The sequence below is a fragment of the Basilea psittacipulmonis DSM 24701 genome, from assembly GCF_000743945.1.
Lineage (GTDB): Bacteria > Pseudomonadota > Gammaproteobacteria > Burkholderiales > Burkholderiaceae_B > Basilea > Basilea psittacipulmonis.
In genome coordinates, this window is record NZ_CP009238.1 from 1,453,384 (window position 1) to 1,478,467 (window position 25,084).

At 39.8% G+C, this 25,084-nt stretch carries 22 protein-coding genes and 1 tRNA gene; 10 read left to right on the forward strand and 13 right to left on the reverse strand.

Features of this window, described 5'->3' with window-relative positions:
• Nucleotides 1-88: 88 nt before the first annotated feature.
• The 3 genes from IX83_RS06125 (at nt 89) to IX83_RS06135 (ending at nt 2,025) form a co-directional block, all read left to right on the forward strand.
• Nucleotides 89-162, forward strand: a tRNA-Cys gene (locus IX83_RS06125).
• Nucleotides 163-418: 256 nt separating this feature from the next.
• Nucleotides 419-961, forward strand: coding sequence for an NUDIX hydrolase (locus IX83_RS06130; protein WP_038500336.1), 543 nt, complete (start codon nt 419-421; stop codon nt 959-961).
• 2 nt (nt 962-963) lie between these two features.
• Nucleotides 964-2,025 carry a quinone-dependent dihydroorotate dehydrogenase gene (locus tag IX83_RS06135; protein WP_038500339.1) on the forward strand — a complete coding sequence of 354 codons (1,062 nt, stop codon included), beginning with the start codon at nt 964-966 and terminating at the stop codon, nt 2,023-2,025.
• Nucleotides 2,026-2,376: 351 nt separating this feature from the next.
• On the opposite strand, the gene IX83_RS06140 is transcribed toward IX83_RS06135, so the two are convergent.
• The 5 genes from IX83_RS06140 to IX83_RS06160 form a co-directional block, all read right to left on the reverse strand.
• On the reverse strand, nt 2,377-3,192 hold the full coding sequence (locus IX83_RS06140; protein ID WP_158074712.1) for a peptidylprolyl isomerase: 816 nt from the start codon (nt 3,190-3,192) through the stop codon (nt 2,377-2,379).
• A gap of 27 nt (nt 3,193-3,219) precedes the next feature.
• The gene (locus tag IX83_RS06145; RefSeq protein WP_038500345.1) at nt 3,220-4,086 is read right to left on the reverse strand and encodes a peptidylprolyl isomerase; all 867 of its coding nucleotides are present in this window, start codon (nt 4,084-4,086) and stop codon (nt 3,220-3,222) included.
• A 12-nt stretch (nt 4,087-4,098) separates the two neighbouring features.
• Entirely contained in the window at nt 4,099-4,935 is an 837-nt protein-coding gene (locus tag IX83_RS06150; RefSeq protein ID WP_051919417.1) for a peptidylprolyl isomerase, read from the reverse strand.
• Nucleotides 4,936-4,958: 23 nt separating this feature from the next.
• Nucleotides 4,959-5,225, reverse strand: a complete 267-nt coding sequence (locus IX83_RS06155; RefSeq protein ID WP_038500348.1) for a BolA family protein — start codon at nt 5,223-5,225, stop codon at nt 4,959-4,961.
• Nucleotides 5,226-5,316: 91 nt separating this feature from the next.
• Nucleotides 5,317-5,703 carry a thioredoxin family protein gene (locus IX83_RS06160; RefSeq protein ID WP_077315857.1) on the reverse strand — a complete coding sequence of 129 codons (387 nt, stop codon included), beginning with the start codon at nt 5,701-5,703 and terminating at the stop codon, nt 5,317-5,319.
• Nucleotides 5,704-5,757: 54 nt separating this feature from the next.
• Between IX83_RS06160 and IX83_RS06165 the strand changes: the two genes are divergently transcribed.
• Nucleotides 5,758-6,555: a competence/damage-inducible protein A gene (locus tag IX83_RS06165; protein ID WP_038500351.1), complete on the forward strand. Its 798-nt coding sequence runs from the start codon at nt 5,758-5,760 to the stop codon at nt 6,553-6,555.
• 333 nt (nt 6,556-6,888) lie between these two features.
• On the opposite strand, the gene ligA is transcribed toward IX83_RS06165, so the two are convergent.
• The 3 genes from ligA to smc are packed head-to-tail and all read right to left on the reverse strand — an operon-like array spanning nt 6,889 to nt 13,534.
• The gene (ligA, locus tag IX83_RS06170) at nt 6,889-8,970 is read right to left on the reverse strand and encodes an NAD-dependent DNA ligase LigA (RefSeq protein WP_038500354.1); all 2,082 of its coding nucleotides are present in this window, start codon (nt 8,968-8,970) and stop codon (nt 6,889-6,891) included.
• Nucleotides 8,967-9,995, reverse strand: a complete 1,029-nt coding sequence (locus IX83_RS06175; RefSeq protein ID WP_038500357.1) for a cell division protein ZipA C-terminal FtsZ-binding domain-containing protein — start codon at nt 9,993-9,995, stop codon at nt 8,967-8,969. Before IX83_RS06175 ends, ligA begins: the two co-directional genes overlap by 4 nt.
• Nucleotides 9,996-9,997: 2 nt before the next feature.
• A complete protein-coding gene (gene smc / locus IX83_RS06180) occupies nt 9,998-13,534 on the reverse strand; it encodes a chromosome segregation protein SMC (RefSeq protein WP_038500359.1) in 3,537 nt (1,178 codons plus the stop codon).
• 70 nt (nt 13,535-13,604) lie between these two features.
• Here smc and lplT point away from each other — a divergent pair, with 70 nt between their 5' ends.
• The 6 genes from lplT to miaA are packed head-to-tail and all read left to right on the forward strand — an operon-like array spanning nt 13,605 to nt 20,420.
• Complete coding sequence (lplT, locus tag IX83_RS06185) at nt 13,605-14,921, forward strand: lysophospholipid transporter LplT (protein WP_038500361.1); 1,317 nt, start codon at nt 13,605-13,607, stop codon at nt 14,919-14,921.
• Nucleotides 14,921-15,811 carry a site-specific tyrosine recombinase XerD gene (gene xerD / locus IX83_RS06190; RefSeq protein WP_038500364.1) on the forward strand — a complete coding sequence of 297 codons (891 nt, stop codon included), beginning with the start codon at nt 14,921-14,923 and terminating at the stop codon, nt 15,809-15,811. The genes lplT and xerD overlap by 1 nt, the downstream gene beginning before the upstream one ends.
• 28 nt (nt 15,812-15,839) lie before the next feature.
• Nucleotides 15,840-16,304 (forward strand): tRNA (adenosine(37)-N6)-threonylcarbamoyltransferase complex ATPase subunit type 1 TsaE, encoded by a 465-nt coding sequence (gene tsaE, locus IX83_RS06195; RefSeq protein ID WP_038500369.1) that lies wholly within the window; start codon nt 15,840-15,842, stop codon nt 16,302-16,304.
• Nucleotides 16,283-17,665, forward strand: a complete 1,383-nt coding sequence (locus IX83_RS06200) for an N-acetylmuramoyl-L-alanine amidase (protein WP_077315856.1) — start codon at nt 16,283-16,285, stop codon at nt 17,663-17,665. Before tsaE ends, IX83_RS06200 begins: the two co-directional genes overlap by 22 nt.
• A 2-nt stretch (nt 17,666-17,667) precedes the next feature.
• On the forward strand, nt 17,668-19,479 hold the full coding sequence (gene mutL / locus IX83_RS06205) for a DNA mismatch repair endonuclease MutL (protein ID WP_038500372.1): 1,812 nt from the start codon (nt 17,668-17,670) through the stop codon (nt 19,477-19,479).
• A 2-nt stretch (nt 19,480-19,481) separates the two neighbouring features.
• Entirely contained in the window at nt 19,482-20,420 is a 939-nt protein-coding gene (gene miaA, locus IX83_RS06210; protein WP_038500375.1) for a tRNA (adenosine(37)-N6)-dimethylallyltransferase MiaA, read from the forward strand.
• 327 nt (nt 20,421-20,747) lie between these two features.
• Here the strand turns inward: miaA and folK are convergent, their stop codons facing one another.
• From folK to IX83_RS06235, 5 genes are read right to left on the reverse strand one after another with little or no spacing between them, the layout of a single operon-like run.
• Nucleotides 20,748-21,221 (reverse strand): 2-amino-4-hydroxy-6-hydroxymethyldihydropteridine diphosphokinase, encoded by a 474-nt coding sequence (gene folK, locus IX83_RS06215; RefSeq protein ID WP_038500377.1) that lies wholly within the window; start codon nt 21,219-21,221, stop codon nt 20,748-20,750.
• A gap of 56 nt (nt 21,222-21,277) precedes the next feature.
• Entirely contained in the window at nt 21,278-22,627 is a 1,350-nt protein-coding gene (pcnB, locus tag IX83_RS06220; protein WP_051919422.1) for a polynucleotide adenylyltransferase PcnB, read from the reverse strand.
• A gap of 13 nt (nt 22,628-22,640) precedes the next feature.
• Entirely contained in the window at nt 22,641-23,321 is a 681-nt protein-coding gene (locus IX83_RS06225; protein ID WP_038500380.1) for an HAD family hydrolase, read from the reverse strand.
• The gene (locus IX83_RS06230) at nt 23,311-23,985 is read right to left on the reverse strand and encodes an HdaA/DnaA family protein (RefSeq protein WP_038500383.1); all 675 of its coding nucleotides are present in this window, start codon (nt 23,983-23,985) and stop codon (nt 23,311-23,313) included. Before IX83_RS06230 ends, IX83_RS06225 begins: the two co-directional genes overlap by 11 nt.
• Nucleotides 23,982-25,046, reverse strand: coding sequence for an AI-2E family transporter (locus IX83_RS06235; protein WP_051919424.1), 1,065 nt, complete (start codon nt 25,044-25,046; stop codon nt 23,982-23,984). The genes IX83_RS06230 and IX83_RS06235 overlap by 4 nt, the downstream gene beginning before the upstream one ends.
• Nucleotides 25,047-25,084 lie beyond the last annotated feature (38 nt).

A 25,084-nucleotide genomic window follows, 5' to 3' on the forward strand; every position in this document is an offset into this window, starting at 1 on the left:
TTCTCGATAGAATCCGTAGAAGCACTGATTCCAGTGCTTCATTCTTGACAAAGGACCAAAAACTATGGCATAATGGTCGTCTTTATTTGGCGCAGTAGCAAAGCGGTTATGCAGCGGATTGCAAATCCGTCTAGAGCGGTTCGACTCCGCTCTGCGCCTCCAAAATTTTTTAACGCTCAGCTTTTTATGTTATACTTAAATGAGTGTTAAAACTTGCTAAAAGTTGCTCTGCAAGTCAGAAATTAAACATATATGATTCTCCTTTAGTTAAATGAAAGACCCATGAGATTTTTTCTCATGGGTACTTTTTCTTTCACACCACCCCCTCACCTGAAAACAGCTGCCTGCCTCGAGAACTTGACGAGAATATCAAACATTACGCTACAATAAACAGAACGTAATACTATCGGTGACCCAAATGCTACTATACCATCCCGCTACACAAAGAAAATTTTGTACTGAATGTGGTCATCCGCTTGAATCATTCATACCGCCTTTGGAAAATAGAGTAAGAGATGTTTGTCAACATTGTGGAGCCATTCATTACAGCAATCCATTAACCGTTGTTGGCACGATCCCAATTTGGGAAAATAAAATTCTATTATGCAAACGAGCCATTGAACCACGACAAGGATTTTGGACCTTGCCTGCAGGATTTATGGAAAATGATGAAAGCACTCAAGAGGGGGCGATCCGTGAAACCATTGAAGAAGCGGGAGCAAACATCCTTTCAACCCAACTTTTTAATGTGATTAGCTGTGTCAGTAGCAACCAAATTCATTTTTTCTATCTAGCACCGTTACGTGATAATCACCTCAATCCAGGCGTTGAAACACTTGAAGCCCAATTTTTCTCCATAGACAATATTCCATGGAATCAGTTATCATTTAACACCGTTATCACCGCATTAAAGCATTACGTCAACGATAACCATCACAACGTTTATCACGATATTATTTAATTATGAGTCTCTTTAATTTATACACTGCTATTCGACCTTTAATTTTTTCATTAAACCCAGAAACCGCTCACCATCTAGCTTTGGGCTCAGCCAACTTATTAGCGAACTGTACTTATTTTAAAAATTGTATTCGACAAAATTGTCCCGACACCCCTATTTCACTCATGGGACTCACGATTAAAAATCCTATTGGTTTGGCTGCAGGGCTAGATAAAAATGGCGAATACATTAATGCACTGGCTCTTTTAGGGTTTGGGTTTATCGAGGTCGGCACGGTGACTCCTAAACCTCAAGATGGTAAGCCACAACCTCGTTTATTCAGAATTCCCCAAGCTCATGCCTTAATCAATCGTATGGGATTTAATAATCAAGGTTTAGAAAAATTTATACAGAACGTCAAGCAATCTTCTTTTCAAAAAGACGGCGGTATCTTAGGGCTGAACATAGGCAAAAATGCTAGCACCCCTATTGAACAAGCCATCGATGATTATCTCATTGGATTAGAGGGCGTTTACCCTTATGCCGACTATATTACCATTAATATTTCATCACCTAACACCGCCAATTTACGCAGTTTGCAAACGGGGCACGAACTTGTTTCCTTATTAACCGCCCTAACTCAAAAGCGTGAAGAACTATGCGATAAACTAGGTTATTACAAACCTATTGTTGTGAAAATTGCACCTGATTTAGATAATGAAGCGATTAAATCTATCGCCGAACTTTTACAGATTCATCACATTGACGGCGTGATTGCCACCAACACAACATTGGACAAAAGCCGTGTAGCCCAATTTACACATGGTCACGAAGACGGCGGTTTATCTGGCCAACCTGTTTTTGAAAAATCAAATGAAGTGATTCGTTCGCTCAGAGAAACACTTGGCAAAGACTACCCTATCATTGGTGTAGGCGGTATTATGAACGCTCAGCAAGCCGTTGCTAAGCTACAAGCAGGGGCGAATGCCATTCAACTTTACACAGGGCTTATTTATCAAGGTCCTACTTTAATCAAAGAGTGTGCATTAGCCATTCAAAAATACCTTGCTCAACAAACCAACTAGTATTTTTTAAAGGCCTTGTGAATACGGCTTACACCAAGCTTTTCATAAGGCCCTTTTATTACACTCAGTCAAGCACCCCAAACAAAAATGGCCCAACACGCGATTCTTCACACCACTAACTAACACCCATCTCATCACCCATCTCATCACACATCTCACCACACGTCTCGCCATCACTAACTAACACCACCCATCTCACCACACGTCCCGCCATCACTAATCAACACCCTCACACTCATCATATCTACCTTTGTTCCCTTTTAGTTAGATTTTTCGCGTATCTTAAAGCAAAAAAAACGACACTGATTGTGTATCTCAGTGTCGTCTCATTTTTAATGTATGGCGTGATGATTATTTGCCCAATGCCTCATTTACTTTGATGTTAGCTTCCTTACGCAAGCTATCAATGTAAGCATTTAGCTTATCACGCGTTAATGTCGTGCGAATTTCACCTTGAAGCTGTTCATATGATGGCATTGGGAATGGACGAATATTATCCACTTGGATCACATGATAACCAGATGGTGTTTCAACTGGCGTAGCAATCAATTCACCTTTTTTAGCTGCAGTCACTACTTTCGCCACATTTGGTGCAAAGTCAGTCGGTACATGCCAACCGATATTACCGCCATTATTCTGATTAGCCGTATCTAACGATTTCTTCGCTGCTTTATCAAAGTTAGTACGTTTACGTTTTAAATCTTTAATTAATTGATTCGCTTCTTTCTCAGTTTTTAACAATACATGACGAACAGAATACTGTTTTACATCTTTGTATTGTTGTGCTAGCTGATCGTATGCCTTTTTCACTTCTTCATCTGTAACAGGATTTTTCGTGATGTAATCATTCAAAACCGCTCTCATCAAGATTTGGGTTTGGGCATTTTCTAGCTGAGTAGCCACATCAGGGCGTGTCGCTAAATTCTCTTTCTTAGCCAAACTTAGTAAGAGTTGCTGAGAAATTAAATCATTTAATACCGCTGACTGAGTAGCCGCGTCGTTTTTCGCACCTGCCTTGATGTTATCATCTAAAGCTTTTTGGAACTGAGCAACGGTAATATTTACCTTATCTACCGTTACAATCGTATCAGTGGGTTTAATATCAGCAGCTTGAGCTGTAGCGATAACGGCTAGTAACCCCATTGAACATAATATTTTTTTCATCATAACCATCCTTGCTGTGTTATCAAAACATTACTTTCTTTCTAATGCTTTTTGTCGCTCTTCATAAACGGGGAAGCTGATTTTTTGGGCCTGACGAAGACTTGATAAATAAGCATCCCATTTTTTCGCTAAAATTTTCGCTGTTAAGCTAGGTTTTGCCTGATTAAAATCCAAAATAGAAACAGGACGAATACCGTCTATACGGACAACGTGCCAACCTAAATCTGTTTTAATCGGATGTAGAATTAATTCTCCTGCTTTTGCTTTTTCGATTGCTTCTCGAATAACAGGAATATACTGGTCAGCAGGTCGCCATGTTACCAAGCCACCATCAGCCGCAGCACTTCTATCCAAAGAACTTAACGCTTCTTTTTCAAACGTTGTACGTTTACGTCTTAGTAAATTAATCGCTTTCTTGGCACTTGCTTCATCTGCATAAACAATATTACGAAGCTGATATTCATTCATTTTTTTCAAAATAGCAACTTCATTATTGTACTCATTTCTTAATTCACTATCAGTCGGTGTATTACGCTGCACCCAATCATTGTAAAAAATAGTGATTAAGACGTTTTGTTTTGCCTGTTCTTGTGCTTGAGCAATCGCTTCACGATTAGAAGAGATTTTATCTAAGCCTTGTTTTAATGCAGCTTGGTACAAAACATCATTATTAACGAAGCCATTCACTAAAGAATACTCTAGTTCTGGCGAATAAGTCGCACCTCTTGAGACGACGTTTTGGATCATCGTTCTCAAATCTGCCACAGACAAAACATTTTTACCGTTTATCGTAACAATAGAATCACTCGGCTTAGGTTCTGGAATTTGTACAGAATCAGCAGCAGTGGCTACTGGAGCCACCGCCGCTATCATTAGTCCCAATAATAGCTTTTTCATCGTTCTTCCAAATTATTTTTTCGGCTGAGTGACATCAACTTTTGCTTTTTGACGCAACTCTTCTAAATACTCTCTCATCTTCTGTTGAACCAATACTTGTTCAATTCTAGATTTCACGCTGTCTAAAGCTGGTACTTGGAAATCACGCACACCTTCAACTTCAACCACATGATAACCAAACTGAGTTTTCACTGGTTTAGGATTGATTTTACCTACTGGCGAATTTTTCACAGCTTCAGCAAATTCAGGAACAAACGTGCCATCAGGATTATTCCAACCTAATTCACCACCTGTTTTTGCGGTACCTTGATCGATACTTTGTTTCGCTGCATTAGCAAAAGTAATACGTTTTTTCTGTAAATCAGCGATTAATTTTTTCGCAGTCGCTTCATCTTTTACCAAAATGTGGCGAACTTGGTACTCTTTCTGGCCTTTAGTCGGTGTTACTATTTCTTTTTCGTAGAACGCTTTAATTTCAGCTTCTGTCGGTTTAATTTGAGACGCATATTCCTGTGTCCATGCATTTGCTACTGCAGCATGAATTAATGATGGATACATAGGATTTTGGTCAAACTTCGCCGCCATCGCAGCTTGGTAAAATAATTCTGTGTCAACAATCTGATTCACCAACTCTTCTGAAATCGCATCAGCTCTAGCAGGTGCACCACCTGAAGCATTTTCTAATACTTCTCTGTAAGCACCAACAGTGATAGCTGGTTTACCGTTTACCGTGATATATGGTTCGTTATCTTTCAGACCTTTAAGAACATCGGGATTAAACTCTGGCGTTGCTGCGTGAGCAGTGCTAAGAATAAGACCTGATAAAACAACTGTTAATATCTTTTTCATATCTATGATTACCTTTTTAAAAATTATATTGGTTTCGCACTAATCGATAAAGCATGTATCGGATAAGGAATAAGATCTTCTAAAAGACGATAGACAGTTCTTTGTCGCTCTAATACCGTCATGTTATTTAGCTTTTTAGAAGCGACAATCACTCGATAATGACCTGCTCCATTCTTCGCTCCAGCGTGCCCTCTGTGTAAATGAGAATCGTCAATGATTTCTAACACTTGAGGTTCCAATGGCTGTAAACGTTCTTGGATGAGTTTTATTCGGGTTTCGCTCTCTATCATCAAAAATTATTCCTAATACTTTAAATGCTTATTTTAACATATTCAGACACAATAGACAGACGAAAGTTCAACCAATATTACACAAATTGCTTCAACTTTGTAACAATTTCACCAGATCAGCGGGCCCCTCTTTGGGGTGGGTAACAGGTAATGTGGTGCTTTGAATTAAACGAGATAGCTGGGAAATCATGGGGAGCATCGTACCAAAAAAAGCATTTTTGCCTTGATGTTGAAGCAAAATAGTGGGGAAGTTTTCTATCTCTTCATCGCCTAAAATCTCATCGCCAAACACCTCTATGTCTATCCAAGCAAAAATCACGTCTTTGAATTCTTGACTCAATGCAGAAAAATCTTCTTCGTATTTGGCACAAGTACGACACCAAGCCGCACAAAAACACACCACGACCAACTTATCTTCATGAGCTTTAATATCGTCAACAAAAGACTGAAAACTTTTTTCTGAATCGATGATATACATCTTGTCTCCCAAAGTTTTACAATGTACATAACCAGACACTATATTATATGAGATATGAATACGAATCAAAAAATCGGTCTATACATTATTGGTGATGAAATTTTAAACGGACATCGCCAAGATAAACATTTAAGCAAAGTCATTGAAATTCTTGCACAACACCAACTCAAATTATCATGGGCCTACTATTTGCCAGATGATATGGAAACTTTGGTATCGCACTTTAAACGCAGTTTTGCAAGTCAAGACATCGTTTTTTCATGTGGCGGTATCGGTTCTACGCCCGACGACAAAACTCGACAAGCAGCGGCACAGGCTTTGAATCTTCCACTGGAGGGACATCCAGAAGCCATCCAGCTTATCACTGAACGTATTGAATACATGGCAAAACAAGGAAAAGCCAGTCCCAACCTTGATGCCCAAGACAATTACCATCGTTTACAAATGGGATATTTTCCAAAAGGATCTGACATTATTCCCAATGCATTTAATCGCATTCCAGGCTTTTATATTCGTCATCACAGCTTTGTACCTGGTTTTCCTGAAATGGCTTGGGATATGATCCAATGGACTTTAACGCATCGTTACCCTCACCTTGCCCGTTCTACCAGCTGCACTTTCCGTTTGGATTGCTATGAAATTCCTGAATCAAATCTCACCACCATGTTAATGGATATTGAACAGAAATGGCCTAGTATCCGCACTTCAAGCTTACCCAGCGAAGTCAAAAAAGATCAACCCTATCATACAGAATTAAGCGTCACGGGACCTCAAGATGTTGCACTGGAAGCCTTTACCTTTATGAAAGACACACTTGAGAAAATGGGTGCTCGATTCATTGTGTTGACCTAAGCACATCAAAGTCGCACAAAAGTTATTTTTTATCATGAATACTCATGCACGTTAATTATCTCGATGATCAACATATTCCTGCGAATCACGCAGCCGCATGATATAAGGTTCAATGAGTATTCATGCACGTTTACCACGTTATGAACAGATGATGAATCAAACATCTCAACCCAACTTCATATTAACCAACACACTCACACAAGCGTAAAACCTGCACGATCGTACATGCTGTTTATTCAGCGTCTGGTTGAAAATCACCCACCATCTTAACCCAACTTCATATTGATCAACACACTCACACAAGCGTAAAACCTACACGATCGTACATAGCGTTTATTCAGCGTTTGGTTGGATCATGGATAATAGGTCTGCTTCTGAGATGATTTTCACGCCCAATTTCTCTGCTTTTTCCAGTTTGGATCCTGCTTTTTCTCCCGCTAACAAATAGTCTGTTTTGGAAGATACCGCACTCATCACTTGCCCACCATGTTCACGAATCAAGTCTGCCGCTTCATCCCTTGAATAGCTTGGTAATGTGCCTGTTATCACAAAACTTAATTGTTCTAATTTTAACGATCCCGAATCAGCCGTCACTTGGTTTTCTTGGGGATTGAGACCTGCTTTTATCAGCTGTTGAATAACCGCTTGATTATGAGCTTCTGCAAAAAAATGAACAATAGAAGTCGCAACCACTTGGCCAATATCATTGACTTTTAGCAAATCCTCAATCGTCGCCGCCATCAGCTTTTCTAAGCTACCAAACGTACGAGCCAAGTCTCTTGCTGTGCTTTCGCCCACATGACGAATACCCAAAGCAAATATCAAGTTTTCTAACTTAACATGCTTGCTTTTTTCAATCGCATTCATCAAATTATCAATACTTTTTTGTCCAAAATGATCCAAGCGAGCTAAATCCAATTTACTTAGATAAAAAATATCCGCCAGATTTTTGATTAAGCCTTTATCGACCATCTGAATCACGACTTTTTCGCCCAAACCATCAATATCCAGTGCTTTTCGAGATACCGCATGAATGATACTTTGCTTTCTTTGAGCAGGGCAAAATAAACCGCCTGTGCATCGCCAAACCGCCTCACCTGGCAAACGTTCAATAGCAGACTGACATTCTGGACACACACTAACCATCACAAAAGGTCGTGTTTCCAACGTTTCTCTCCAAACCGTCAATGGACGCACCACTTCTGGAATCACATCCCCTGCACGACGCACCACTACTTTATCGCCGATACGAATATCTTTACGTCTAATTTCATCTTCATTATGCAAAGTGGCATTCGTGACCGTCACCCCGCCTACATTCACAGGTTCTAATCGTGCAACTGGCGTTAAAGCCCCTGTACGCCCTACTTGAATATCAATATCTAATAAAGTGGTACTCACTTCTTGAGCGGGAAATTTATGAGCAATCGCAAATCTAGGGGATTTAGAAATAAAACCTAAACGCTGTTGATACTCGATTTTATTGACTTTATACACTACCCCATCAATATCAAAAGGAAGTTCATCTCGAATGCGTTCAATATGTTCAAAAAACGCCGTTAAGGTGTCCACCCCTTTGCCCGTTTTTCTTTCTTGAGCAACAGGCAAGCCCATTTCATGAAACCACTCAATCATAGCCGATTGGGTAAGTGGCAAAGGATCATCAAACCCTTGAATCTCACCCCATCCGTATGTATAAAAGCTCAATGAACGTTTAGCGGTAATTTTAGAATCTAATTGTCTTAAACTTCCCGCCGCCGCATTTCTCGGATTAGCAAATGGTTTTTGCCCCATGGCTAATTGTTTAGCATTGAGTTTTTGGAACTCGGCATGACTCATTAACACTTCGCCTCTAACCTCTAATACACGAGGAAAACGAGTCGCTTTCAATCGCAACGGAATACTTCTTATGGTTCGAATGTTTGCGGTAACATCTTCACCCACCTGTCCATCGCCACGAGTACTGGCCTGTACCAATACACCATTTTCATATCGCAAATTAACGGCCAAACCATCAAACTTCAATGAGCAGTCATATTCAACTTCTTCATGCAAAGGCAAATACCCTTCTTCCTGCAATCCTTCTACGACACGTCGATTAAACGATACGACATCGGCATACTCAAAGGCATTTGACAAAGACAACATCGGTACACGATGCGAAACAGATGAAAAGGCTGATAATGGCGTACCACCTACTCTTTGTGTTGGTGAGTCGATGGTTAATAAATCTGGATATTGGCGTTCTAATGCTTGCAATTCACGCATGACTTGATCATAATCAGCATCCGTGACAATGGGATCATCATAAACATAATAAGCTTCATCATAACGATGAATCAACGCTTTTAACTCTTTTACACGTTCCTCTGGTGTTGGCGAAACATGTTCATCAAATAGATTTAAATTTTTCATAGTTTATTGGAAAAAACTCTTAATGTACGTGGACTACCTGGGGCAAAACCTGCTTTCTCAAGCACAAGGTAATGTTGACGAAGCTGTTCATCAATATCCCCCACATTATCACTATTTACCAAACAACCATTATCATCTTGAATACTCGCATTCAACTTTGTAGATAAGGTTTGTGCCACACCTAACATTCGATCAAACGCATATTCATCAGGCGTACATCTTGGCACATCTAACTGAAGTCTTAATAAAGAAATCTCATCCTCTTCACTTACAGGTCCGTAACGTAAGTAAAACCGTGTTTTTCCCGCTTGATTTTGCCATTCCATACCATAGCGACTTTCCACAAAACCGTTATTTAAAACGATCTGCACCACATCACTTTTTGGTTTAGGCGTAAACATCAAATTTAACGTCACTACCGCATCTAACGAAGCACACACTTCATCTAATTTATGAGACTGTTCAATACATTTGGCTTTCACGGGGAACTCGATTTTTCCATCACCGAGCTGTGCGATCACATCGGCAATACGACATACATGAGACCATTCAATTTCTGTAAAAGGCCCCTCGCGATTGACCATCGTCATAGCAATCTGTACAGATTTATAAATTTCATTATCTTTAATTAAATGAACCTGCGAAACCGTTGATTCATCAAGCTGTTCATTTTCTTGATACCCAAAATAGCGGGCAGGTTTACTACCGAAATGCGTTTTGGCAACCGCACGAATATCCGACCCTTTCACAGGTTTTTCAAAATTAATATCGATAATGAGCTCGGTAAACTCATCGATATCTGAATTATCATCTAACTGGCCATCTTCGCCATTTGTTTCGTGAATCAGCCTGTCTTGAGCTTGTTCTTCCACTAATTCCTTAATAATCAAATTATGTTCTAATTTTGTTTTCTGACGTTCTTGCGTTTTTTTGCTGCGATAAAATTGCCACCAATTAATCATAAAAATAAGCAATATAAAGACAGCTCCTAATAAAGCCAAGGCTATATACAATTCTATTTCCATATTTACGCCTCATTTGCCAGTTGAATCGCCGCCTCAATATCCACCGCTACAATACGCGAAACACCTTGTTCTTGCATGGTGACCCCCACTAATTGTTTTGCCATTTGCATCGCAATTTTATTGTGTGAAATAAATAAAAACTGGGTGTGGTCACTCATACTGGATACCAAATTCGCATATCGTTCAGTATTCGCATCATCTAAAGGAGCATCCACTTCGTCAAGTAAACAGAATGGAGCTGGATTTAGCTTAAATAAAGAGAACACCAAGGCAATAGCTGTTAAAGCTTTCTCACCACCAGATAATAAGTAAATCGTACTGTTTCGTTTTCCAGGTGGTTGGGCCATGATCTGAACCCCTGAATTTAGAATCTCATCACCTGTCATGATTAATTTAGCTTGACCACCCCCAAATAATTTAGGGAACATCTCCGCTAAGTTACCATTTACCTCGTCAAAGGTTGATTGTAGTAACTGTCTTGTCTCACGATCGATTTCACGAATCGCATTTTCTAAGGTTTGAATCGATTTTGTTAAATCGTCATTTTGGGCAGTTAAGTAATTTTGACGTTCTTGAGCCGCTTGCAATTCCTCTAAAGCCGCTAAATTCACGGCTCCCAACGCTTCAATTTGGCGTGAGATTTGTTGAACTTCTTGTTGTAACCAAGTGACTTTCTTCCAACTATCAGGCAATTCCGATAATTTTGCTCTGAGTGCAGCCCGATCAATTTCTTTTGCATCGATTTGTTCTGCAAACTGTGCCACCGATAATTCCGCTGCTTGCACTTTTAATTGGATCTCTGTAATCGATTCTCTTAACGGCTCCAATTGTTGTTCCAAACGCATTCTTTGTTCTTCTTTTTCTTTTAATGCTTGCTCTTTTTCTTGTACGGATAATCGTAATGTTTCTAAAGCCTGCTCTCTAATCGCTCGTTCTTCCATGGCTTGTTGTAAACCAACTTCTGAGGCTTGTTCATCAAAAACAAACAAATCCCCCTCAATTCCTTCCATTTCATTTTGAGCTTTGCTGACTTCATATTCAGCCGTCTGTTTATTGCGTCCCAATTCTTGAATACGAGCATGAACGGCACGCAAATTAAATTCCATTTCACGCACTCGTTGTTCTTGAATATATTGGCGTTGACGATAATCATCTGCTTCTTTTTGAGCCTGTTCCAAAGCGATCAAGGCTTCTTCATGTTTTTCAGACTGTTCGGCAACCATCAAATCAAGTTCTTCAAACCTTATTTCGGATGATTCAATTTGGGCTTTTAACTCCTGTTCTTGATGGTGATTATCTTCTAAATCCTGCTTCAATCGAGAAACTTGTTCATCTGCCTGTTCAATACGTTGTTTAAGAGTGGTTAATTCCAACTCCAATTTATGTTCATGTTGGTTAATATCCGCCAAACGATGGCGACTTGGCCCTAATGCCTGCACCACTGACTGATAAGATTGTTCCGCTTGAGCTTGTTTTGATAAGGCCGTATCAGCCAATAACTGCGTTGCCTTTACATCTCTTTGCAAGTTTTCAATCTCTAACTGTCTGGCCAACATGCCCGACTGTTCTGAATCAGGAGCATAAAAACTAATGTTATAGCGACTTAATAAATGTCCAGCAGGCAAGACCAGCAAGGCTTCATCTGGTAAAGACGCACGTAATGCCATCGCCTTTGACATATCTTCAACAACGTAAATGTTCGCGAGCCATTTTTTCAATAAAGACTGTAACGCCTGATCCTGCGTACTCACATACTTAATCAAAGGATCCAATGACAAGACACTTCCTGAAACCGTTGCATCAACGTTCATCTGGCTGGTTTCATAAAAACTTAATCGTGCTGGCGGTGCATCTTTTTCAAATGCTTTCGCCATATCAAGCTGTCTTAATTCCAACCCATTCATTCGTTCACGTAGCACCGATTCTAAAGCCGTTGCCCAAGTGGACTGAACCTGCAGTTTTTGCCATAAGCGAGTAAAACCTGATAACTCATGTTTCTTTAACCACTGTTCTAACGCCCCTTGATTTTGTACATCTTCTTGTAATTTCATCAAAGCAGTCAAACGTGCTTCTCGTTTCGTGACTTGAGCTTGTTGTTGCTGGGCTTCTTGTTGAGCTTGTTGGCGTGCCGATTCAGCTTCTGGCAAAGCATATTCAAGTTCTTGAACTTTTGCTAAAGCTTCTTCTTTCTGTTGCCTTAACTGTGATAATGCTCCCTCTAGCCTTGCCAGTTCTGTTAAATCAGGAGCACCGATTTCTGCCAACTGTGCTTCAATCCGTTGATTTCTAACTTCCAGTGCTTGTAAATGTCGATTTAAATCACTTTGTTTTTGTCCTAACAAAGCCAGTTCTTGTTCACTTTTTGCTAAGGACTCTCTTAAAGATTCTCTATTTTTCTCAAGTTCACGGCGTTTTGCATCAAAATCAGGCAACCCTGTTTTCATCTCTTCAAGATTCGCCTTTTCCGCCTCCAATTCTTCTTGAGTTTGAAGCACCTCTTCATCCAACTTAGCCGTTTGTTCAATCGCATAGTTTAGCTGTTCTTGCCAATCCTGCATTTGTTGTTGCAACTGTTGTTTTCTTTGTTGAAGTCGTTGTCTAGAATCCACCACATGTTTTATTTGGGCCTCAATCGTTGCCACTTCTGTATTCGCTTGGTATAAACGAGTCTGGGCCTCATGTAAACTTTCTCTCCAGCCATAAGAAGCTTGACGACTTTCTTCTAAAGTATGTTCAAACGCACGTAAATCGGCAATTGATTTTTCTAAATCATTACGACGTTCAGCCAGTTCAATACGACTTTTTTCTAAATCATGCTGAGCGTTTTCTTCTTTTAAAAACCAAAGGGCTTGTTGTTTTTCTTCTCCCTCGTTTTGTAATGAACGATATTTTTGGGCTACTGTAGCTTGTTTTTCTAACTTTTCAAGTTGCGTTTCCAACTCAGCCATAATATCGCCCACACGCAGTAGTTTGTCACGTGTGTCTGCCAAACGATTTTCCGTTTCGCGACGACGTTCCTTATAACGAGAAACGCCTGCCGCTTCTTCAAGATAAATTCTTAACTCTTCAGGTTTTGCTTCGATCAAACGGTTAATCATGCCTTGCCCGATAATGGCATAACCTTTTGCTCCCAAGCCTGTTCCAAGAAAGATATCATTAATATCTCTACGTCTAACCTGCTGATTATTAATATAATAACTACTATTCCCTTCTTTTGTTAAGACGCGACGAACCGCTATTTCGGCATAGGTACTCCACTGCCCAGCTGCTCGGCCCTCACTATTGTCAAATACTAGTTCAACGGAAGCACGTGCAGCAGGCTTTCGATTACCACTACCATTAAAAATCACATCTTGCATAGACTCGCCACGCAATTCAGATGCTTTTGTTTCGCCCAACACCCAACGTACGGCATCAATAATATTCGACTTACCACAGCCATTTGGGCCTACAACACCGACCAACTGACTCGGCACTGGAATCGTGGTAGGGTCAACAAAGGATTTAAAACCAGATAATTTTATTTGTGTTAATCGCACTGTCTTATATCTAAAAAAAATGTAAAATAAAAAGATTGTCCTTATTATAAAACTTAGTGAGTGTTTTGTTTTGAAAAAAGGTTTCTACGCTGTCATGTTGGCACAAGCATTATCGTCGTTAGCTGATAATGCTTTATTTATTGCCGCTATCTCTTTAATCAACAATGATTTACACGGTCCAGAGTGGATGCAAGGTGCCATGAAATGGTTCTTTGCCTTTGCATATGTTATTCTTGCGGCTTTTGTGGGGGCCATTGCCGACTCATTCCCTAAAGGCAAGGTAATGTTTGCCACCAATACACTAAAATTTTTCGGCTGCATCATGATGTTTGCTTATTTACTCATTCCTAGCGAGAGTAATACCTTACAAGCCTATCTGGTATGTTTGTGTTATGGTATCGTCGGCATTGGGGCGGCAGCCTATTCACCTGCCAAATATGGCATTGTCACTGAGATGTTACCACCTGAAGATTTGGTAAAGGGTAATAGTTGGATTGAAGGGCTAACCGTATTATCGATTATCTTAGGTTTTGTAACAGGTGGCGTACTCATTGAACCCAAAACAGCAGAAATCATTCGTTCCATTCCTTTTGTTTCACATTTAGTCACCACACCAGGCGAGTGTGCGGTTTTTGTGATTGCATTCATTTATGTAGCAGCGGCGTTGTGTAACCTCATGATTCCCAATACTCACTATGTATATCCTAAACAATCACGCAACCCGATTACACTTACTAAGAAGTTCTCAAAATTCGTGGTAGCACTATGGAAAGATCCAGTCGGTCAGCTAAGTTTGGCCGTTACCACCCTATTCTGGGGGGCGGGTGCTTGCTTACAACTTATTGTGATCAAATGGGGAAGTGATTACCTAAACTACAGCACATCTGACTCTTCTTATCTCATGGGTATCTCGGCCATTGGTATTGCGATAGGTGCGGTGTTAGCCAGTCTAGTTCCTCTTAAAAAAGGCTTTATGGTGATGCCATGCGGTGTTTTAATGGGATTAATTACCCCGCTTATGATTCATATCACCCCTGACCACGCTTGGGAAGTCTATGCCCTTTTATTAAGTGTGGGGATTTTATCAGGATTCTTTGTGGTACCCATGAACGCATTACTTCAGCATCGTGGCCATGTCTTATTATCTGCGGGTCATTCTATCGCTGTCCAAAACTTTAATGAACAGCTTAATATTCTTCTGATGGTAGGTATCTACACATGGATGTTGCATGCCGAACTATCGATCTCGACCATTATTTACGCGTTTTCAAGTTGTGTCGCTTTGATTATGTTGCTATGTATGATTTGGTATTGGCACAATAAACGCAAATATCCTGTTGCATTTAATGAGATTGGCGATACGGCCCATGGGAAAGCCCAAATCTGATGAAAAATACATTTGAGTTATTTATCGATCATCTATGGTTGGAGGAAGGTTTATCCGATAACACCCTCCAATCCTATCGACGCGACCTCAAAATGTATGCCCAATGGTTAAACAATCAGAAACCACCTTTGGACCCCAATCACGTAAATAAAGCACATTTACACGCTTACGTACAAAGTTGCTTTGAACAGTGTAAAACCAGCACTTTAAATCGCCGTATCTCGACCCTTAAACGTTATTACACTTGGGCATTACGCGAGAAGCTCATATCCAACGATCCCTGCATCGACTTATCTTCTGCGAAACCCGCTGCTCGTTTTCCGAAAACCTTATCAGAACAACAGGTAGAATCTTTAATACAAGCACCTGATACAGCAACCAGCTTTGGATTAAGAGATAGAGCGATGCTGGAAGTATTGTATGCAACGGGATTGCGGGTATCGGAACTGGTATCTTTAAAATTATTCCAGCTTAATTTACATGATGGCGTGATTCGTGTCATCATGGGCAAAGGTGGCAAAGATCGTCTAGTACCATTAGGTCAAGAAGCCATCTACTGGTTAACACAGTATTTACAAGACAGTCGGCCTGTTTTATTGAATCAACAAGTTAATGATGATTTATTTATTGGTTCTCGAAATCATGCGATGACGCGACAGGGGTTTTGGCATATCATCAAAAAATACGCTGTCATGGCGGGGATTCACGCCCCTATCTCACCTCATGTATTAAGACATGCTTTTGCCACACATTTACTGAATCACGGTGCCGATTTAAGAGTGGTTCAAATGTTATTAGGTCATTCGAGTATTTCAACGACTCAGATCTATACCCATATTGCTCGTGAACGACTAAAAAGCTTACATCAACAACATCATCCACGAGCATAACATTCATCTTAGACAGTGAGCATACCGCATGAAAGTGATATTAGAAAATGAATTAGCCAGCCAACAGTTTGCGACAAAACTCGCTCGTGTTCTCTTACCTGACTTACCTAATACGCATGCCGTCATTTTTTTAAAAGGTGATTTAGGTGCGGGAAAAACTTTTTTTACACGTGCTTTTTTACAGGCTTGTGGTATAAAAGGTCGGATCAAAAGTCCAACATATGCTTTATCTGAGCCTTATTACATCGATGATCTAACCTTATCTCACTTTGACTTTTATCGTTTCGATTCAGAAGATGAGTGGTTAGAAGCAGGTTTTCAAGACGATATCGCTGCCTCTAATCTATCATTAATCGAATGGCCAGAAAAAGCAGGTCATCGCTTACCCAAACCTGATTTAGAAATACACTTTGAATATTTAAACCAAGGGCGTTTGCTCACTTTATCCACCCAAACTCAACAAGGAGCAACATGGCTCAAAGCGATGATTTAGGTTTTTCAGAACCCAACAAAACAAGACGATTATTTTGTCAACAAATCTTTTTTGGTGCATTAAGCCTCACCGCACAGACAGGTTTTGCCAAAACACAGAAAAAAACCTTTATTGATGTGCGTATTTGGCCCGCTTCTGAATACACTCGATTAACGCTAGAATTAAATGAAAAACTGAATGCAAAAGTTTTACTCCTGAGTCACCCCAATCGTTTAGTTATCGATTTACCTAACACTAAAATTGATGCAACGTTAAACTCAATCGTCTCTAAACTCAAACCCAACGACCCTTATATCAAAGGGGTAAGAGTCGGACAATACAATCCCACCACAGTCAGATTGGTACTCGATCTAAAACAAGAAATCGTATTACCACAAGTCATTTATACAGAACCGAATGCAAAATATAAATACCGTACGATTATCGATCTGTATCCAATCAATGCCGTTGACCCGATTGCTGATTTTGCCGAACAATTAGCTGCTTTTGATAGTCCAAATACGATCGAAGATCATGATTACATCGCCGATCTTATCGCAGAAAGTGCTAAAGATATAAAGCCCGATTCCAATGTTCCTATGGTAAAAGGACAGTACGCACCTAAACCAATCGTCCAATCTAAAACGGCTACGTCTGCTTCCAAAAGCACCTCTAAAACCTCGACATTGACGATTGCTATCGATCCAGGACATGGTGGCGAAGACCCAGGTGCGATTGGAAAACGTGGTACAAAAGAAAAAGACATCGTGCTGAATATCGCACAATACCTGCGTCAGCTCATGAATAAAGAAAAAAATTTACGTCCCTATTTAACACGAGAAAAAGACTATTTTGTACCCTTACATATTCGTGTCCAAAAAGCTCAACGCGTGAAAGCAGACTTATTTATTTCCATTCATGCGGATGCCTTTATCAACCGAACCGCTAGAGGAACTTCTGTATTCACCCTATCGACTAAAGGAGCGTCTAGCACATCAGCAAGATGGTTAGCAAAAAAAGAAAATGGTGCTGATGTTATTGGGGGAATTAGTGTGGGTAATGTGGATAAAAGCACCAAAGCGAACTTATTAGATCTGGCTACCTCTTTGCAAGTAGCCGATTCAAAAGTACTTGGAAAAAAAGTATTGTCTTCATTAGGTAAATTAAATGGTATTCAAAGTCGCCGTGTAGAACAAGCTAATTTCGCGGTTCTTAAATCCCCCCAAACGCCATCAATACTCGTTGAAACAGCTTTCTTATCCAATCCAAAAGAAGAGTTATTTTTAAGAAATACCAAAAATCAAAAACTCATTGCATCGGCGATATTAAAAGGTATTAAAGATTATCTAGCGACCAATCCTGCTATTATGAAAAGAGGTTAATCATGACAGCCATCAAAGCATTACCCGATAAACTTATTAGTCAAATCGCCGCAGGAGAAGTGATTGAACGTCCCGCCTCCATTCTAAAAGAATTATTAGAAAATTCGATTGATGCAGGGGCAACACATATTGAAATACGTCTTGATGGAGGCGGTATTCGTCGCATACTCGTTAAGGATAATGGTTCAGGCATTCCCAAGAACGAGCTTCATCTTGCCCTTCAACGGCATGCGACCAGTAAAATTAGCAGTCTCGAAGAACTGGAAAAAGTAAGTTCAATGGGATTTCGAGGTGAAGCACTTGCTTCTATTCATGCAGTTGCTAACATGACCTTAATATCCAAAACAGCCACTGATGAACACGGTTGGCAAATACACGATGCACAGATCTTGCCCGCTGCTCACCAAACAGGCACCTCCATTGATGTCAAACAATTATTTGATTGCATTCCAGCCAGAAGAAAGTTTTTAAAATCGGAACAAACTGAATTTGGACATTGTGTAGCGACCCTCGAACGCATTGCTTTGGCCTACCCTCACATTAGCTTTTCTTTGTTTCATAACGATAAAATTTATCGTCAATGGATGGCCGCTGATATCACCAAACGAATTGAGGATGTACTCGGCAAAGCCTTTATCGATGCGTGCGTATCGTTTTCACAAACACACCCTAAAATTTCTTTAGAGGGAATGATTACGTTACCTGCCGCCGCTAAAAGTCGAAGTGACAAACAGTTTCTTTACATTAATGGTCGATATGTTAAAGATAGAACCATCAGCCATGCCATTAAAACAGCGTATGCAGATGTATTACATGGCGATAGACAACCTTCTTATGTGTTGTATCTAACTATTGACCCCACTCAGGTAGATGTGAATGTTCATCCTGCTAAGCATGAAGTCAGATTCAGAGATACGGGTATTGTTCATCAATTCGTGGCAAAAGCTTTAACGCAGGTTTTAGCACAGAAAAAAGAAAGTATTCATGCTCCTCATATCGCAACAGTGGCACAGGATACAGCTTCTCACCGCGAACACAGCACCATGCGTCTGCAATCATCTGTCGCTCAAACCAACTATCCATCTACTACCCAGACAGAATATAAGCCAATGTCTTCAAACAACTTAGATTTCAAAGAACTTTGGCAAAAGGCTTATGCACCGATAACACCGTCCTCGCCTCCTCCCTCTCACCCTGCCAATCATGAACAGCAGACTTTTCAAGAGGATGGATTTTCATTGGGAATGGCCATTGGACAGTTACATGGCATTTATATTCTTGCCCAAAATAAAGAGGGTTTAATTGTGGTGGATATGCACGCAGCCCACGAAAGAATCAATTATGAACGTCTGAAAAAACAAAGTGAACAACAAGCGTTTGCTGTACAACATTTATTAGTTCCTATCGCGATTGATTGTAGTGAGAAAGACGTTGCCTTAATTGATAGTTATCAAGAAACCTTGAATAAGCTGGGACTTGATTTAAGTGTGACAGGACCTAAATCAATTGCCGTTCGTGCTGTACCAAGCGTGTTAGCTGATGGCGACATCGTTTCCATGGTCAAAGATGTTTTACAAGATCTGGAACACTATGAACACAGTTCTTTGATCACCGAAAAAAGAAATGAACTACTTGCTACGATGGCTTGCCACGGTTCTTTCCGAGCTAACCATCATATTTCTTTAAATGAAATGAATGCCATACTTCGTCAGATGGAAGAAACAGAACGTGCTGATCAATGTAATCACGGCCGTCCTACTTGGTTCTCATTAAGCATGAAAGAACTGGACAAATTATTTATGCGAGGACAATAATTATGTCTTCGATTATTTGCATTACTGGGCCCACGGCTGCTGGCAAAAGTGCCAGTGTTTTAGCACTCAAAGACTATTATCCCATTGAGATTATCAATGTAGATTCTGCAACCATTTATCGTCAAATGGATATTGGGACGGCCAAACCCAGTCAAGATGAGCAAAGACAATGTCCCCAACATTTGCTGGATATTAAAGATCCAAGTGAAAGTTATAGTGTCGCAGCATTCGTACAAGACTGTGAGACATTAATCACTGAAATCCAGAACCGTGGCCATATTCCCATCTTAGTGGGTGGGACAATGATGTATTACAAAGCACTCAAAGATGGTATTGATGATTTACCTGAAGCCAATCAAGCGATCAGAAAAACCATTACCGATACAGCCTTAGAGCAAGGATGGGCCTATGTTCATAAACAGCTTGAATCCTTGGATCCGATTACTGCTGCACGTTTATCTCCTAATGATAGCCAAAGAATCCAACGAGCAATAGAAGTCTGTCTGTTGACGGGTAAACCCATGTCTTCTTTATTAGGAAAAGAAAAAAAATCAACGCATCAATATCAACTTATCAGTCTAGAACCTAGTGATAGAGGCCTTCTTCATCAACGCATTGAAAAACGATTTGATCAAATGCTTGAAATGGGCTTTTTAGATGAAGTACAAGCATTATGGCAAAGAGGAGATTTAAATGCCGATCTCCCCTCGATCCGTTGCGTGGGTTATCGACAAATATGGGGTTATCTCAATCAAGAGTATTCACTTGAATATGCTCGAGAATTAGGAATTATCGCCACTCGACATTTAGCAAAAAGACAAATGACTTGGTTACGTTCTTATAAAGATCGACATATTATCGATTGTTTATCGCCAGATGTGGTGTCATCCGTTGTTCAGCAAGTTCATCACCTTTTAAATTCGGATAACAAAGAATTTTAGACACTAGATATACCGCTGTCATACAGGTTTTCAGACATACAGGTATATGGTAATGGGTGGTTATTTAGATTAATGTTCTTGAATAATCATTGCTCTAAGCACTATTAGTTTGGTGAGATTTAACCTTAGATATACCGCTATCATGCATGTTTTCAGACATACAGGTATATTCGTGATGGGTGCTTATTTAGACCAATGTTCTTGAATAATCATTGCTCTAAGCACTATTAGTTTGGTGAGATTTAACCTTAGGTATGCCCGCTGTCATGCAGGTTTTCAGACATACAGGTATATAGTGGACGTGTTTGAGATGTCTTTTCGGTTAACTCACGATTCTGAAAGACGAAAAATGCTTTGTTCTGAAACCGCCGATAACATTTCATCACTGACTTCTTGAGTAGCGATTTCTTTTAGTGGCACTAATACAAACGCTCGTTCATACATTCGGGGATGCGGGATGGTTAATATCGCATCCTGAGACTGATAGCCCTCATACAATAAAACATCCAGATCCAATGTTCGAGGTGCATTTTTATACGGTCGTTCGCGTCCAAAATCCAATTCAATTTTTTGTAATGTCTGTAATAAATCCATTGGACTTAGCGTAGTATATATTTCAACCACCGCATTAATATAATCATCACCCTTTGAATCGATTGGAGCAGTTTGATAAAAACTTGATATTTTATTCACCACAATACCCGGTGTTTGACTCATCACATGAATGGCTTGATGTAATGTTTGCTCAGGATTACCTAAATTTGCCCCTAAAGCGATATACGATTTTTTTCTGTCTTTCATTTTAGTCACTCACACTCAACTTCCAATCACCTAAAACGCAGGTTTCAAGCGGTTTTCTAGGCATTCGTTAAATTATCTTGTTTTTGTTCTGAACGTTTTTTGGGTTTTCTTTTTCGTTTACGTTTTTTATTCGCTTGTTGACGATTAATAATGATGGCATTTTGAACCATTTCTGCTACCACAGCACGAGGGCTATTGGCCAAGGTATGCCACCATTGGGCAATCTTCGCATCGATCTCATGATTCATCGCTCTAATTTCCATAAAATCAACAGCGGCTCTAAATCGATGCGATTCAGAAATCGTCCATATTTGTTTTTGGGAACGAACGTTTTCCATTCTGATTTGCAAGATCCACATCTCGCGTATCTCAGCCGTTTGTCGTCTTTGTAGAGGAACTTTCAGATATTGCAAAATGTCGGTTACTGCAGATTCAATGGCTACCATCGCAGGCATATGATGGTTTAAATTTTCTTGGTAACGTTTATAAACCAAAGGCCATAACAAACTTCCAAATAGAAAGCTAGGACTGACTGTTTTACCAAGTTTTAGACGTTCGTCCGTCCTTTGTAATATCATCTCTACCAAATTTTTGGCATGTTCAATTTTCAACACCTCTTCCAAGAAAGGAAATAAGGCTTTTTGCAAATTAAGTTTACGTAATAAAGCAATACAGCGAGTAGCACTTCCACAAACCAAGACCTTGATACTTTCATCGTACAAACGAGAAACTGGAATCTCGTCTAGCAGACTCGTCATTTTAGAAATAGGATCTAAGGTTTTCGGGGCAATTTTAAAATCCAGTTTACTGGCAAATCTGGCGACTCTTAACATTCGCACAGGATCTTCACGATAACGTTTTTCAGCATCTCCAATCATTCTAATAGTTTTGGATTTAATATCATCAAAACCATCGTGATAGTCAATGATTTGTTCGTTAATCGGGTCGTAATACAAGGCATTGATGGTTAAATCGCGACGTGCCGCATCCTCTTCTATCGTACCAAATACATTATCGTTTAGAATTCTGCCTTGAGCATTGGTCGCGCCATCATCGGGTTTCGCTCTAAATGTCGTCGTCTCAATAATCTCTTTGGAAAACACCACGTGAGCCAATTTAAAACGACGACCCACGATATACACTCTTTTAAAAAGTTGTTTAATCTTATTCGGTGTCGCATCCGTTGCTACATCAAAATCTTTCGGCACACGACCTAAAATCAAATCCCTTACTGCACCACCTACAATGTACGCTTGATAACCGTTCTTTTGTAAAACACGACACACCTCGATCGCATTTTTAGACACCGCATCTTTATCAATTTGATATTTGCCTTTAGGGTAACAAACTGCTTTCTCAGGCAAAAAACATCTTAATGCTTTCTTCAATATCTTTTTTGGAATCATGATGTTCTATACTTTATTCTTTTTCAAATAAATCCAAAATATGCCAATGACGTTCTTGTGCGACTTTCCTTAACTGATCATCAGGATTGGTACAAACAGGATAAGTCACCTGCTCCAACAAGAAAATATCATTGATAGAATCACTATAAAACCAACTTTCTTCAAAGTCCTCTATTTTCTTATTCATGGATGCTAGCCATTCATGCACGCGTACGATTTTACCTTCTCGATAACTAGGCGTACCCACTGCTTTTCCAGTATAACGTCCATTAATAATTTCAGGATCGGTACCAATAATATGTTGAAATCCAAACGCTCGAGCGATGGGCGAAATCACAAAAGTATTCGTCGCACTGACTAAACAACATAAATCACCCAGTTCTAAATGTCGATTTACTAGGTCTAAAGCGGGCTGGGTAATCTTGGGGCGAATCACTTCAGCCATATATTGTTCGTGAAACTCTGCTAAACGTGCTAAACGATGATCCTTTAAAACACTTAACATCACCGCAATAGAATCTTCAACCTTTAAAACACCCGCTTTATAGCGTCTAAACATTTCATCGGCAGCTTCCCTTAATGCTTTGGGATCAGACACACATCCTTTATGAATCAAAAATTCTATCCACTCATGATCGGAATCTATCGGTAATAAAGTGTGGTCCAGATCAAATAAAGCTAATCTACGCATCATCTTTATGCTCCAAAAACTCTTTTATTAAAGGAATTGATAACTGTCTATGTTTCGATAAGGTGTAATTATCTAATGCGGCCAACAAATCCATCATACTACTGGCATTGCTAGCATAATTCTTAAACAACCAAAGCACGGTTTGGGGTGAGCATGACATCCCTTTATTAGACGCACGCTCGATAAATAAGTTCATTAAATCATGTTCACTCAAATGCTCTAATTTCCATATTTGATCCCACGACAATCGATTACGCAAATCTTCTCGTAAATGACTCAGACCAAAAGGAGAATGATCGCCCGTCATCAGCAAACAAAAAGCATTAGATTGTATTTGACTTTCTCGCCATTCATTGATCAAATAAAACAGATGTTCTTGACTTTCGCGATCCAAGCTTTGGATATTGTCAATACCCACCAAATGAGGGTGTTCGCCTTGAAAATTCGGTACTTGCTCTTTCTGTGCATCGATATATCGACCATCAAATGAATGAATAATCGCTTTAAGTAAATGTGTTTTACCTGATCCTTTTTCACCCCAGATATAAACCATTTGACCCAATTTCAACTGCTGAATCTGGTAGATGAGATCAACATTTTTGCCCACCACAAAATTATCAAAGCTAGGTTCAATATTGGACTGAATATCTAAAATGCCTTGAATCATTGCTCATCCGTATAAAAAGTACTACTGCGGTAAGAGGCATAAACTCTTCTTACTAAAACCGACGCAGTGGCACACAATGGTAAGGCTAACAAGACACCGAAAAAACCAAATAACTTACCAAAAATAAACACTGAAAAAATAATAAATAACGGGTGCAGACCAATACGATTACCCATGATATTTGGCGTTAACACCATACCCTCTAGCACCTGTCCGACACCGTAAATAATCGCGACTGCCAGTAATCCATAATAGTCACCGAACTGAAGCAATGCCGTTAAAATCGCTAACGTTAAACCAATCCCAATCCCCACATAAGGAATAAAGACCAGCATACCTGTCAAAATACCAATCGGTATCGCACTATCAAATCCTGCAATCGTCAAACCAATACTGTAATAAAAAGCCAAAATCACCATGACGAGTAACTGCCCACGCAAATAGCTAGATAGCAAGCTATCAATATCACTTAATAGACTTTGGGCAGAATTTAAAAAACGTCTGGGGATCAAATCTCTTGTTCTTGCAATAAATCCCTGCCAATCTAAAAGAAGGTAAATAGCGACAATTGGCGATAATAAAATAGTAATCACAACGGTAATCACCACCGTACTGCTATCCAATACATATTCAAACACCGAGTTAGTCATATTATTCGTTCCCATCACGGCATCTTGTACAAAGGAACGAATCGCAGATAATTCAATGCTCGCATCAACCCCCATAAAGGATCCAACCTGTGCAGCAAAATTCGTATTATATAGTTGGACCCAATAAGGAATTCGCGTGATCACCAACAATAACTCTCTTCGCAAGAGAGGGAATACCACGAGGATAATGCCCAGTATGATCAAAATGAGCAATAACACCGAAAACCCCACGGCCACAGGACGGGGAATTTTCATCATGACCAAATACTGCACCACTGGAGCTAATACATAAGCGATAGCCACCCCTAACATAAAAGGTGCCAAAACGGGAGACAGAATGTAAAACAAAAAGGCACATACCATGCCCACTGCCACCCAAATAATTGTTTGGTTACGTTTTGATTTGTCCAATGTTATTCTCACTGAAAATAAAACTTTCTTATTTTACC